The 13,891-nt window shown below is 42.6% G+C and carries 6 protein-coding genes and 4 pseudogenes; 6 read left to right on the plus strand and 4 right to left on the minus strand.

What is annotated here, in order from left to right; genetic code table 11:
• Window positions 1–521: 521 nt before the first annotated feature.
• The gene (locus QNH10_RS05110; protein ID WP_283733765.1) at window positions 522–1,691 is read right to left on the minus strand and encodes a class I SAM-dependent methyltransferase; all 1,170 of its coding nucleotides are present in this window, start codon (window positions 1,689–1,691) and stop codon (window positions 522–524) included.
• A 192-nt stretch (window positions 1,692–1,883) separates the two neighbouring features.
• On the minus strand, window positions 1,884–2,615 hold the full coding sequence (gene nfsA, locus QNH10_RS05115; RefSeq protein WP_283733766.1) for an oxygen-insensitive NADPH nitroreductase: 732 nt from the start codon (window positions 2,613–2,615) through the stop codon (window positions 1,884–1,886).
• 89 nt (window positions 2,616–2,704) lie between these two features.
• On the opposite strand from nfsA, the pseudogene QNH10_RS05120 reads away from it, so the two are divergent.
• Together QNH10_RS05120 and QNH10_RS05125 are read left to right on the plus strand one after the other, a co-directional pair.
• Window positions 2,705–4,263, plus strand: a pseudogene (locus QNH10_RS05120) (FMN-binding glutamate synthase family protein).
• A 121-nt stretch (window positions 4,264–4,384) separates the two neighbouring features.
• A complete protein-coding gene (locus QNH10_RS05125) occupies window positions 4,385–6,028 on the plus strand; it encodes an AMP-binding protein (RefSeq protein WP_283733768.1) in 1,644 nt (547 codons plus the stop codon).
• 99 nt (window positions 6,029–6,127) lie between these two features.
• Here QNH10_RS05125 and QNH10_RS05130 read toward each other — a convergent pair whose 3' ends face one another.
• Window positions 6,128–6,595 (minus strand): nucleoside deaminase, encoded by a 468-nt coding sequence (locus tag QNH10_RS05130; protein WP_283733769.1) that lies wholly within the window; start codon window positions 6,593–6,595, stop codon window positions 6,128–6,130.
• A 176-nt stretch (window positions 6,596–6,771) separates the two neighbouring features.
• Here QNH10_RS05130 and putP point away from each other — a divergent pair.
• From putP to hflX, 3 genes and pseudogenes are all read left to right on the plus strand, one after another.
• A pseudogene (gene putP / locus QNH10_RS05135) lies at window positions 6,772–8,255 on the plus strand (sodium/proline symporter PutP).
• A gap of 93 nt (window positions 8,256–8,348) precedes the next feature.
• The gene (locus tag QNH10_RS05140) at window positions 8,349–9,035 is read left to right on the plus strand and encodes a VOC family protein (RefSeq protein WP_283733770.1); all 687 of its coding nucleotides are present in this window, start codon (window positions 8,349–8,351) and stop codon (window positions 9,033–9,035) included.
• Window positions 9,036–9,224: 189 nt separating this feature from the next.
• A complete protein-coding gene (gene hflX / locus QNH10_RS05145; protein WP_283733771.1) occupies window positions 9,225–10,496 on the plus strand; it encodes a GTPase HflX in 1,272 nt (423 codons plus the stop codon).
• A gap of 409 nt (window positions 10,497–10,905) precedes the next feature.
• Here hflX and QNH10_RS05150 read toward each other — a convergent pair.
• Window positions 10,906–12,623, minus strand: a pseudogene (locus tag QNH10_RS05150) (ABC transporter ATP-binding protein).
• Window positions 12,624–13,033: 410 nt separating this feature from the next.
• On the opposite strand from QNH10_RS05150, the pseudogene QNH10_RS21050 reads away from it, so the two are divergent.
• Window positions 13,034–13,730: pseudogene (locus QNH10_RS21050) on the plus strand (DUF6612 family protein).
• Window positions 13,731–13,891 lie beyond the last annotated feature (161 nt).

Genomic DNA, 13,891 nt, shown 5'->3' on the forward strand with positions numbered 1-13,891 from the left:
TAATTGTTGTTTTTATAACATAAAAGAAACCGCCTGCCTAAGGAATCAGAGGCAGTTTCTTGTTTTAGTTGTATCCTTTTCATTCGATGAAGGCTATATAAAAAGTAAAGAGTATTTATCAATTTGATAAGTATCAAGCAGAACGAAGAGGTGTTCATAGATCAACTATTTTTAACAGACGAGCTTGCAAATCGTTATTTTCTCCTAACCATTGTGGAACATGGGGTTTCAGTATTGAAATGAACAGGTAATAACTATTAAAGAACTTAAGAATTAAAGAAAAAAGAATAAAGTTAAAGATACTTTGTTTTGAAGGGATTTATTCGCGATGGACATGGTGTCGAAATTTCAATCATCCTTAACATCCATCAGGAAAATCCGCTTTTCAAAGCCGCCGCGCTTTTTAGTTCGTACATGATTTCCCAGGGCTTTTAATGATTTGGGGAATCAGGTCGCAAACGAGTTTAGTATAAGTGGGCTTAATCTGAACTCCTTAAGGGAACCGTTGCAACAAGTTGGTATTATTGTAGGTACCCAGCTTCCTTCAACTCACGTTCCAAAAATGGCTTCGCACTCAGTAAATCCCGGAAGGCTTCATACTTTCCAACTGCTTCAGCGGAAGGTTTCTTGCCAGTCCTAAAGCCACGGATCAAAATGTTTTTCGGTGTATGCTCCATATCTATGAACTCTAACAGCTGTGCATCATAGCCGACAAGTGTCAGCAATTCCGCACGAATGGAATCGGTCGCAAGCGCAGAAAAGCGCTCTTTGATAAGCCCATGCTGAAGCATAATGTCGAGGGCTGGTGATTGAATTTGCGAAAATAGCTCATGTTGGCAACATGGAACGCTCAAAATCACTTCCGCTCCCCACTTGACGGCGCGTGATAGGGCCATGTCCGTCGCAACGTCGCATGCATGCAACGTGACGACCATATCGACAGCGGTTTCTTCGTTGTAATCATTAATATCACCAACGAGGAACTCAAGCTGTTCATAACCAAGATCCTTTGCGATTGTATTGCACTCTTCAATGACCTCTTTCTTCAAATCCAGACCAGTTACCCGGATATCCAACCCCTTTTCGATATGCAAATAATGATAAAGGGCAAACGTCAAATATGACTTGCCAGACCCGAAATCCAATATGCGGACGGGACGATCTTTCGGGAGATGTACGAGTGCGTCGTCGATGAATTCAACAAAGCGGTTGATCTGACGGAATTTGTCGTATTTCTGCTTTTTCACTTTCCCGTCGCCCGATTGCACACCTAAACGGATGAGGAACGGGTAAGGGGTCGAATCGTCTAATAGATAATTCTTTTTCCGGTTATGCGACAAATCGACAGTTTTCGTTGCAGCCGTCTTTTCACCCTTCCAGGATACTTTGAATTTTTTCGTAAGCTGAATATGGGCTTTCTCATCGGTGAACTCCACCTGCATCTGTTTGAACTGTTCCAATAAATGTTTGAGTGCAGGCTGAATATCAGCGACTCTTATATTTTCATGTTTCAAAATACGTTCGTAGTGATATTCAAATTGAATATGGACTTCTTTTTTAATTTCCACAGGCTTCAGTTTCACTTTTTGAAGCCCAGTCGATTTGTAACGGGGCTGGCTGATTGTTCCTTGGATGAATGCACCTTCTTGCATCCTATGGACAAGTTTCTCTACAAGTTCTTCAAATTGCATATTATTGGACCTCATTTCGGGCAAGTTTGTATATATAAGGATACAAAAGGGATTAGCTTTTGGCCAATCCCTAAGTTTATGCGTGTATATTTGCATTTATGTGTGCTTAACCTGACTTATGGGTTTCTCGGCCAAATTATGCGTTTTTCAAGTGTTTTATGACTATCTGGCTGGGTTTATGAGCTTTTAGGATCAATTAAACTTAAATCCTTGTTTCGCAAGGAATTCCTTCATATGTGTGCGTCTTGGTTCGGCCAAAAAGTCGGTCATCTGCTCCGACCATGCTGTATCTTTTTGATTTGACCCGCGATTAAGGTAATAATCATGCATCGTTTTATCGTAGTCTGGGAGTAGCTGCTTATACTTTTCCGTGTCATAGCTGTTTTCATGAAGGATTGCTTCAACTGGCAACCTTGGTTTCACTTCATTCGCCTCATCCGGCACACCAATCGACATTGCGAACATAGGTGCAACGCCATCAGGGAGTCCCAACAGTTCGCTTATTTTAGTCGGTGCATTTCGAATGCCGCCGATATAACAGATGCCGTAACCCTTTGACTCGGCTGCGATTGCGACGTTTTGCGCGAAGAGCGCGACATCGATAGCACCTACGAGCATATTTTCAGCGTATGAGTAATCAATTTCTTCTCCATGCAACTCGGCAGCACTAGCCAATCTGCAGTAATCTGCACAGAAGATAAGGACAGCGCCTGCTGTCAAAAACTGTCTTTTGTTACTTGCCAATTCAGCAAGTTGTTCTCGCTTCCCTTGATCCGTTACATAAATGACGGAATAAGCTTGCACGAAATGGGAACTTGCAGCATGCTGCCCCGCACGGACAAGGTTCTGGACCTCTTCCCTCGAAAGAGGAATATCCTTGTATTTCCGTACAGAAGAGTGTGAAGTCAGTAATTCAATGACCATATGTATACCTCCGGAATATTCTGTATTTCTATATTGATTGAATATAATCATGTTACACTACAATTAACGAATGGAAAAGGGGTGCAAGGATGAGTTGGTTAGATAGCCTATCGTTGACGACAACTTTGATAATTATTATTTTAGTTATTATTCCTATATCAAGCGCCATTTATCTTTACTTTTATGACAGAAGGCAAAAGCAGCATGCCATACTTCGAAACTATCCGATATTAGGACGTATGCGGTACATGCTTGAAAAGACTGGACCGGAGTTGCGCCAGTATTTGTTCAACGCAGATCACGAAGGGAAGCCTTTTAATCGCGAGGAATATTTGCATATAGTGTTGCCCGGCAAGTACTTGAACAGCATCATCGGCTTTGGCTCAAAACGTAATTTTGAAGAATCTGGTTATTACATTCGGAATTCATTATTCACGAAACAAAACGAAGAAATGCGAGTTGACAATGACGAGCTGATTAATACAATGCGTTATCGGGTCGATGAGGATAATCTTTTCTCCCGGAAAGAGCATCGGGAAGAAATTCCAGCATTGCCTTGGCTGTTACCTGAAGAGGATGCGGTTGTTATTGGACATAATTGTGAGCATCCCTTTCATGTCCGAAGTTTATTAGGCCAATCAGGTATGAGTTATGGGGCTCTCGGGGAAAACGCCATTACCGCGTTATCTAAGGGGATTGGTATGGCGAAAGAGGCATGGATGAATACAGGGAAGGCGGGCTTTCCCCTTATCATTTAACTGGAGATGCTCATATTATCGCTCAAATTGGTTCAGGATTATTCGGCTTTCGAACCGAAAACGGAGAATTCAGTTGGGAACGTCTAAGGGAAAAAGCAGAGATTTCTCAAGTTAAAGCGTTTGAAATTAAATTGGCGCAAGGGGCGAAAATGCGTGGCGGACATGTCGAAGGGGAAAAAGTGACAGAGGAGATTGCGAAAATCCGTAACGTTGTACCATTTACGACCATTAATAGTCCAAATCGTTTTAAGCAGTTCTCGGATTATCCTACACTATTTGACTTCATTGAAAAGATCAGGGATCACGGCGGAAAACCCGTTGGGATAAAAATCGTCATTGGAGGCAGGGAAGATGCTGAGGAGCTTGCATTATACATGCAAGAAACTGGGAAAGGGCCAGACTTCATCTCCCTCGATGGTGCAGAGGGAGGATCGGGGGCGACTTATCAGGATTTAGCTGACAGTGTCGGATTACCTTTAAAATCAGCACTCATAATATTGGAAGATGCTCTTCGAAAATATGATGTACGTGATCAGGTGAAAATTATTGCATCTGGCAAAATTACAACACCTGACAAAGCGGCAATCGCATTAGCAATGGGAGCCGATCTTGTGCAGATTGCCCGCGGATTCATGATCTCGGTCGGATGCATTATGGCTGAACGATGCCATACGAATGAATGCCCCGCAGGAGTTGCCACAACGGATAAGAATTTGCAGAGGGGTCTTGTAGTAGAGGAGAAGAAATTCCGTGTAACCAACTATATTTTGACGATGCGTGAAGGGTTGTATCGAATTGCTGCAGCTGCTGGTCTTGATTCACCGACAAAATTCGAGCGACATCATGTTGTCTATAAAGATGAACGTGGAAGGGTTTTTCCTGTCGAATAAACATTTTATACCATTTTGCCTGCATGGTAAAATGGCATTTTGATTAGGAATGCCTAAGACCCCATCAGAATTTTGTGATAATATATAAGGAACCAAATTATTGTAGAAAGGGGTTTGGTGAATGTCTTTGTTAGAGAAAACAGTTGGCGAGATCTTAAGTGATTGGGCGAATTTGATACCGGAGCATGAGGCTTATGTTTATCCTGAGCATGGAATCAGGAAAACATATCAAGAGTTTGATCGTGAGACAGATGAGTTGGCTAAGGCATTCATTGGGATGGGAATAGCGCGCGGGGAACATGTCGCTATCTGGTCGGACAATAAACCTCAATGGTTGTTAAGTCAATTTGCCACAGGGAAAATGGGTGCTGTTCTTGTTACGGTAAATACGAATTATCAGGCGAATGAACTCGAATACCTCCTTGAACAGTCGGATACTAGCACATTGATACTTGACGAAGGTTTTAAAGGGACGAGCTATATCGACATTATCCGTTCGATTTGTCCAGAACTAAAGGATAGTGAGAACGGTGTCGTGAATTGCGATAAACTACCGAAACTGAAAAGAATTATACTCATGACAGACCGTGAAGAAACAGGGATATATAAATGGTCAGAATTTCTACACCATGCGGAAGGGATTGCCGACGCAGACTTGGCTGAAAGGCAACGAACAATGACACCTGATGATGTTATTAATATTCAATATACGTCAGGTACGACTGGATTTCCTAAAGGGGTCATGTTAACGCATCGAAATGTAGTGAACAATGGAAAAATAATTGGGGACTTCATGAAACTTACTGAAGATGATCGTGTCTGCATTCCCGTACCGTTTTTCCATTGCTTTGGATGTGTACTTGGCAACATGGCGGCTGTGACCCACGGATCTACAATGGTTATCGTTGAACAGTTCGACCCTTTACTAGTATTGGAGGCTGTTCAAGAGGAAAAATGCACGGCGCTTCATGGTGTTCCAACAATGTTCATTGCTGAATTGAATCATTCCGAATTCAAAAAGTACAATACTTCCTCATTGCGAACAGGTATTATGGCAGGCTCTACATGTCCAATTGAAGTGATGAAACAAGTGATTCACGATATGGGGGCTGAAGAGATTACGATTTGCTACGGTCAAACAGAATCGTCTCCTGTCATTACCCAAACACAGACCGATGATCCGATTGAAAAGCGCGTTTCCACTGTTGGTAAACCTCATCCCTACGTAGAGGTTAAAATCATTGATCCATTGACGGGAGAGGAAGTTCCTATTGGAATACCAGGCGAACTCTGTACAAGGGGCTATCTTGTCATGAAAGGGTATTATAATGACTTAGAGGCAACCCATGAGGCAATCGATGAGGATGGATGGCTTCATACCGGTGATATCGCCATTATGGATATGGATGGATACATTGATATTACCGGACGTATTAAAGACGTCATTATTCGCGGTGGCGAAAATATTTATCCACGTGAAGTAGAGGAGTTCCTATATAAACATCCGGCGATTTCTGATGTACAGATCGTTGGTGTGCCTGATCCGAAATATGGGGAGGAACTGATGGCTTGGATCATTCTGAAAAAAGATATAGCCCTTGATGAAGAAGCCGTACGTTCATTTTGCCGCGGTAATATCTCTTATCATAAAATTCCGAAGTACATTAAATTCACTAATGCGTTTCCAATGACCGCATCCGGGAAAATCCAGAAATATAAGCTACGTGAACTTTCCATTGAGGAGACGCTAAGTCAAAAGATATAAATCTGAAGACTGCTGCCATTTTAATAGGCACGCAGTCTTTTTTTGTATGATTTGATAGTGAGAAGTCTACTAAATAAAACATTCCCCTTTTATACTTTCTTAAACCTTCTTGCGCTCGTTCCATTCTTCAAATGGGTGAAGCGCATTTTCTGTGTTGTAGTGTGTGAACGGGATATAACGCTCAGTTGGTTTCTTTTGTTGGTCAGAAAAGAAGCTATTTAGTGGATTCGGAAATCCGGCATGTAGTTTGGCATCTGTCTTGCTGCAAGCATAATAGATATGACCAACAGATGACCAATACGCAGCGCCTAAGCACATCGGGCATGGTTCTCCGCTGGCATAAAGGATGCAATCGGAAAGATTGATCGTTTCCAAAGTGGCACAAGCCTCACGAATTGCCAACAACTCTGCATGTGCAGATGGATCATGATTTATATGCACTCTATTTGTTCCGGATCCAATTACTTTTCCGTCTTTGACGATTATCGCGGCAAAAGGTCCGCCGCCGTCTTTTACATTTGTAATAGCCATGTCGATTGCTTGTTGTAGCCATTTTTCGTGTTCCAAGATGAATTCCTCCTGTCGAAGTTTGTTCATTACCCGGGAAATGTCGGGAATTTTGGGGATGATTGATGACCGTTTTCCCTAATTATACAGAAAAAACGAATAGATACTTCAAAAACTGCGTAAGTCGTCTATAAGTGGGTATAAAAGTAGTGTGTAATGAACAGAGGAGGGGAATTATGACTAGTAGTTTGTATCAATTGATAGCCATCATCTTGTATATGGCGGCCATGCTTTTCATTGGTTGGTATGCATTTAGGAAGACGTCCAACTTGACTGACTACATGTTGGGCGGTCGCTCCTTAGGGCCAGCAGTCACTGCATTGAGTGCTGGGGCCGCGGATATGTCAGGTTGGTTGCTATTGGGACTTCCAGGCGCTATTTATGCAGTAGGTTTGACCAAGGCTTGGATTGCCATTGGACTGACGATTGGTGCGTATTTGAACTGGCTTCTTGTTGCACCAAGGCTTCGTGTTTATACCCAAGTATCGAATGATTCCATTACCATTCCAAGTTACCTGGAAAACCGTTTAAAGGACAAATCAAGGTTTCTACGAATTGCTTCAGGTATTATCATTCTTGTATTCTTCACATTTTATGTTTCTTCAGGTATGGTTGCTGGCGGTAAATTCTTCTTGAGTTCCTTTGGCCTTAACTATCACACCGGGTTGTTGGTAGTTTCCGGAGTTGTTATTGCCTACACACTGTTTGGAGGGTTCCTTGCAGTAAGCTACACCGATTTTGTTCAAGGACTTATCATGTTTTTAGCTTTACTTTTAGTCCCGATATTTGGCTTGACAATTACCGGTGGCTTCGCGGAAACCGCAGCAAGCATCAAAGAAGTCAATCCGGACATGCTCAGCCTTGTAAAAGGAGCGACCCTAACAGGAGTCATTTCCTCCATTGCCTGGGGGCTCGGCTATTTCGGTCAGCCGCATATTATCGTTCGCTTCATGGCGATCAAGTCGGTGAAGGAGACGAAAAGCGCTAGACGGATTGGTATTGGCTGGATGATTTTAAGCTTGTTTGGTGCAATAGCTACTGCCTTAGTAGGGATTGCTTATTATCATCAAAATCCTAATGCTGAATTAGTCGATAAAGAAACAGTTTTCATCGCTCTGGGTCAAATTATTTTCCACCCGTTCATTGCGGGGATTATGCTTGCAGCTGTACTCGCGGCTGTTATGAGTACGATTTCTTCCCAATTAATCGTTACTTCTTCAGCTTTGATAGAGGACTTATATAAAGCAGTCATGAAATCTGATGCTTCAGATGAGCGTTACGTCTTTTTAGGACGGATGGCAGTTCTCGTCGTTTCGTTAATTGCAATGGCACTTGCTTGGCCGAATAAAGAATCGATATTAAAACTCGTATCTTTTGCATGGGCAGGCTTCGGTGGTGCATTCGGTCCGATTATCCTTCTCTCCCTTTTCTGGCGTAAACTTACAGCAGCTGGCGCACTTTGGGGTATGGTCGCGGGAGCAATTACTGTAGGAGTATGGGGAATATTGAGACACTGACAGACAGTCTTTATGAGATTGTCCCAGGATTCTTCATTTGTTTAGTTGTAACTTACTTCGTTAGCTTGATGACGTATCGTCCGAATGCGGAAATAGATAAGGAATTCTACGATGCACAGGTATTATTGAAAAAAGAACGATAAAAAAACGGTCTTCGATTAAGACAATCGATGGCCGTTTTTTTTCTTATAATATGGTACCTAATCAAAATAGGGTTTAAAAAGGGGGACGTAGAGATGAAGCTGGATCATGTTGTATATTTTTCGTCGAAAGATCCTGACGAAATCATCAATGAACAGAAGAGTGAAGGCAAGCATGCTGTCATTGGAGGCAGGCATGAAAAATGGGGAACACATAATGCACTTATGTATGTGAAAAATGCATATGTGGAATGGCTATCCGTGGAGAAACTCGAAATTGCGAGGAACATCGACCATCCGTTGACACGCTTACTATTGCATGATGTTAATGAAAGTGATGGATGGGGCACTATTTGTTTATCTGTAAGTGATATCGAACAATTTAATGAGGATATTAAAAATAAAGGTTTTGCTACATCAGGTGTATTGGACGCCGAGAGACGGACGGAAAGTGGCGTACTAAGAAAGTGGAAGATGCTATTTGTCGATCAACCGGTTAATGATGAACTGCCATATCCATTCTTTATTGAGTGGGAAGAGCCTGAAGTTATCCGTTTTGCCCAATTACGGGAGGATGGAACGTTAATTGAGGAAAATGAGGGGCTTGAAATTAGGGAATGCATTTTTGAAGTGGAGGATCCGTTGCGCGATACTGGAGAGTGGGCAGTACTTCTTTCTCAAAAGGTCGGGGATTCGAATGATATTTCTTTGGAAAATGTCCGTTTGAGATTTATTCAGCATGAAGGAGGAAAGGATAGGTTAAAGGATGTAGTCATTGGGTAGAGGGAAGGATAAACATCAGAATGTGGTTATGCGTGAATGTGGACGTTTACGGACCTTTTAAGGGATTTATGTGTGAATGTTGAGTTTTATGCGTTTAATGGTGCGTTTATACGCGTTTGAGTGATTTTATGCGTATTTGAATATGATTTGTAAAACTGCGATGTTGGAATGTGCGAAAGGGGTTCTTTTATGGAGATTTTGGTTGAATATGCGATTCTTGTCGGTGTACAGGAGCAGAATGCAGAGCATTTTGAGTATGAAATGGAAGAATTGAAGAATTTGGCTGAGGCAATTGAAGTGAATGTCGTTGGACAAGTGACGCAAAACTTGGAGCGAAGGAATCCGACCCATTATGTAGGTAAGGGAAAGATCATGGAAGTGAAGCAGCTTTACGAAGAGTTGGACGCGAACCTTGTCATTTTCAATGATGAGTTGTCCCCGTCACAAATCCGTAATTTGGAGCAGGAGCTCGAAGTGAAAGTTATTGATAGGACGATGCTGATTCTTGATATCTTTGCAAGAAGAGCGCGGACACATGAGGCACGAATGCAAGTTGAATTGGCACAGCTGCAATACACACTTCCACGACTTGTCGGATTGCGCGCGTCATTGAGTAGGCAAGGGGGAGGAACTGGCGGAGGACTCCAGAACAAAGGGGCCGGAGAGACGAAGCTTGAGCTCGATCGCCGGAAAATTGAGGATCAGATTGCGAAGCTGCGAAAGGATCTTGAACAAGTACGCGATCGTAGGGATACGCAACGGAAACAACGGAAGAAAAGCGGCATTCCTGTTGTGTCGATTGTTGGGTATACGAATGCGGGCAAGTCGACATTGATGAATGGCTTATTGCGTAAAATCGATGAGGAAAGCGCGAAGCAAGTGTATGAAGAGAATATGCTATTCGCGACGCTTGATACTTCCGTCCGCCACCTGAAATTTGCGGATAATAAAGAGTTCCTTTTGACAGATACGGTTGGATTCGTTTCAAAATTACCGCACCATTTAGTTAAAGCATTCCGTTCAACACTTGAAGAAGCGCGTGGTGCAGATCTACTTCTGCATGTTGTTGATGTTTCGAATCCTGAATACCGCTATATGATGGAAGTGACGAATGATACATTGCATGATGTCGGCGTGGAAAATATAAAAACCGTCAATGTTTATAATAAATCTGACTTGGCGGGAGTGCCGTATCCGCGGAAGATGGATGAAAGTATATGGATATCAGCGAAAGAGGCTGCAGGTTTGGATGAGTTGGTCGATTTGATCAAGAAAAGGATTTTTGAGCAATACATCACTTGTAAACTGCTCATTCCGTTTGATCGTGGGGATGTAGTATCCTATTTGAACAATAAAGCGAATGTGAAAAAGACGGAATACGAAGAAGATGGCACGATGATGACCGTTGAGATGGATGGTTCGGAACGGATTAAGTTCGAAGAGTTCATCATATCCCATTAAAGCCGAAAAGCGGAAGGTGCTCGCTTGTAGAGGTTCGCAGTCTAAGTTCGCCGCGTCCTGCGGCAACGACTGCATGACCAGCATCCTGCTGGCCTCAGGCATAAGGCGGTGATGCCGCGTGGTGTTTTTTGCCGCAGAGCATCATTGACTTATGCCCCGAGTATTTAGCGACATTAGCTGGACAACGAAAAGCGAAAGGCGCCTGCTTAGGGGCGACAAGCATAAGGCGAAGATACGGCGTGGCGTTCTTTGCCACAGAGTATCATCGCCTTATGACCTCGAGCCCCTGGCGCCTGTAGCTGGACAAAAACAAAAAACTGCACGCGGACTATAAAGTCTGCAGTGCAGTTTTTTATCTATAAAGAGAAAGGGGGGTGGGATGGTTATAGTATCCCCGTTTCTCCAAATGTTAAACCTCTTGAAATTGAATATTATGCAGCCGGGCAAATATACCGCCTTTTCTTACTAAGTCATCGTATTTTCCATCTTCAGCAATGCCATCTTCCGTTACAACAATGACTCTGTCCGCATCTCGGATAGTTCCTAGACGATGGGCAATAACGAGTGTTGTACGATTTTCGGCAAGCTCGTTCAGTGATTGTTGGATGATGCGCTCCGTCTCGGTATCCAAAGCAGAAGTCGCTTCGTCCAATATAAGGATTGGCGGATTTTTAAGGAACATGCGCGCAATTGCGAGCCGTTGCTTCTGGCCACCTGATAATTTCAATCCACGCTCACCGATTTGCGTTTCATAGCCGTTAGGTAGGGATGCGATGAAATCTTCCAAATGTGCCTTTTGGGCAGCTGCTCTTACTTCTTCGTCCGTCGCATTCAAATTTCCATATGCAATATTTTCTTTGATTGTCCCCGTGAATAAAAAGACGTCTTGCTGAACGATTCCGATTTGGGATCGTAGGGACTGTTGTGTCATATTCCGAATATCGATGCCGTCGATGGAAATCGCACCAGCGTCAACATCGTAAAAACGTGGTATAAGTGAACATATTGTTGTTTTTCCAGCTCCGGACGGGCCGACAAATGCGATAGTTTCCCCGGCTTTAATCGATAAATCAATGCCTTTCAAGACATATTTATTATCATCATATTGGAAATGAACGTCGTCAAAGAGGATATCACCGTGCAAATGGTTTACTGACTTTGCACCGGAACGGTCTTTGATTTCTGGCTCCTGTTCAAGAAGATCAAGGAATCTACGGAATCCGGCCATCCCTTTCGGATAAAGTTCCAGTAACGCACTGATTTTATCAACAGGCTTAATAAGAATATTGACGAAAAGAATGAATCCGACAAGCTCACCTGGCGTTAAGTTGCCGTTGTACGTAAACCAGGCCCCGACAACAAGGACGACCAACGTTACAAGCCTTGTCATCATATACATGCTGGAATGCGTCCAGGCCATGACATTATATGCTACAAGCTTCGCCAATCTGAAGCTGCCATTGTCTTTTTTGAATCGTGCAATCTCGAATTCCTCATTCGTAAATGATTTGACAACTCGAGCACCAGATACGGAATCTTCTACTCTTGCATTGACATCTGCAATTTTCCCGTACATATTCTGCCATGCTGCATTCATTTTTATATTGCAGAATGTTACAAGGACGATAAGAAGCGGCACCATGCAAATTGCGATGATTGCAAGCTCCGGATTGATGGAGTACATGAGAACAAATGCCCCGATAATCGTCATAACCGCGATGAACGCGTCTTCGGTCCGTGGTGGGCGAGTTCACCAATGTCGAATAAATCATTCGTAATTCGGCTCATAACATGACCCGTCTTCGTGTTGTCGAAAAAACGGAATGATTGGCGATGGACATGGTTGAACAACTGCTGCCTCATATCTGTTTCAATATTGATGCCTAACTTATGCCCCAAATAGCTGACGATGTATTGAAGGAATGTGCTAAGCAAGTAGACAAGCAGTAATAGGATGCTTATCGTCACGATTTTGCCCCATTCCCCGGAAGGTAAAAGGGTGTCTATAAACCATTGAACAGCCATCGGGAAAGCGAGCTCCAACAATGCAACGAAAATGGCACTTGAAAAGTCGATGATGAATAGCCGTTTATGTGGTTTGTAATAGGATGAGAATTTTTTTATCATTATGTTTGATGTCCTTTCTCTCAGTTCCGCTTATTATAACGGATTTTATCCCGAACGAACACGAGAAAATTTCTATAATCGAAATAATTTGAAGGGTAAGCAAAGGACCTAACTTATATAAATGGTAGGAAAGATTCAATTACAAAAAAAGGTGGAACCCTTTTCTTTTGATACCGTATCATTAGGTGTAGTAAAAATAGAAACAAAGAAGGGAAGCGAATCATATGAATAAATGGATAAAAGGTTTGGGTGTCGGGTTACTCGCACTTGGCCTCGCAGCATGCGGATCCGCCGCTGAACCGAAAACAGATCCTGACACGGGCAAGAAAGTTGAAGTATCAAACAAAAGTAAGATGACAGCACAAGAAGTATATAACAAAGCAATGGAAGTTTCAGAGGAACAAAAGAGCATGCATGCCGTTATGGATATCAATCAAAAAATGTCCATGCCGGGCCAGGGACTTGATATGGATTCGAAAATCAAAATGGATATGGATATGATTATCGATCCACTTGCAATGTACCAAGTGATGAGTATGGACATGGGACCAGAAATTGGCGCGATGGACATGGAGATGTACATGACCGAGTCTGGTTTTTACATGCACGATCCTGAATCTGATCAATGGATCAAGATGCCGATGGATATGTATGATGAAATGATGGCGCAAATGGGCGGCGAAACGGATCCTACATTGGATATGAAGATGTTCAAAGAATTCAAGGATGAATTCAAATTTGAAGACGGATGACGAGTATATTTTGACGTTGAATGCTTCCGGTGATAAGTTTAGCAGCCTTATGAAAGAATTGATGGGGTCGGCTTTCCCGGCAGATATGGCGATGACTGAAGAAGAGGCTGATCTGTTGAATAATATGGATTTGAAAAGCCTTGATGTCACTATTTACATCGACAAAGAAACATTCTATACAAATGCATTTGATATGAATATGGATATGACGATGAAAATCGAAGAAGAAGAGATGCATATTGTACAAGAGATGAAATCGGTCATTACTAAAATCAATGAAATCGATGAAATCGTAGTTCCGCAAGAAGTGATTGATAGCGCAGTGGATTTGGAAGAGTTAATGGGCCAAGAATAAGTAATCAAAAACGGTTATGGACAACAAAATGTTGTCCATAACCGTTTTTTTATATATCGAAGCAAGCTGTGCGTCCAAAGAATCGCATTTCGCGTCCAAAGTGGCCACACTTCAAGCCCCCTCACCTTAATAAGCTGTTAAAATAACGCCACAATTGCGTT

Source organism: Sporosarcina thermotolerans (genome assembly GCF_030067815.1).
GTDB classification, from domain to species: domain Bacteria; phylum Bacillota; class Bacilli; order Bacillales_A; family Planococcaceae; genus Sporosarcina; species Sporosarcina thermotolerans.

Bases quoted from the DNA above. Each gene is read 5' to 3' on its own strand.
- QNH10_RS05110 (WP_283733765.1), bottom strand. From the start codon at position 1,691: ATGCAATTTGAAGAACTTGTAGAGAAACTTGTCCATAGGATGCAAGAA.
- nfsA (WP_283733766.1), bottom strand. From the start codon at position 2,615: ATGGTCATTGAATTACTGACTTCACACTCTTCTGTACGGAAATACAAG.
- QNH10_RS05125 (WP_283733768.1), top strand. From the start codon at position 4,385: ATGTCTTTGTTAGAGAAAACAGTTGGCGAGATCTTAAGTGATTGGGCG.
- QNH10_RS05140 (WP_283733770.1), top strand. From the start codon at position 8,349: ATGAAGCTGGATCATGTTGTATATTTTTCGTCGAAAGATCCTGACGAA.
- hflX (WP_283733771.1), top strand. From the start codon at position 9,225: ATGGAGATTTTGGTTGAATATGCGATTCTTGTCGGTGTACAGGAGCAG.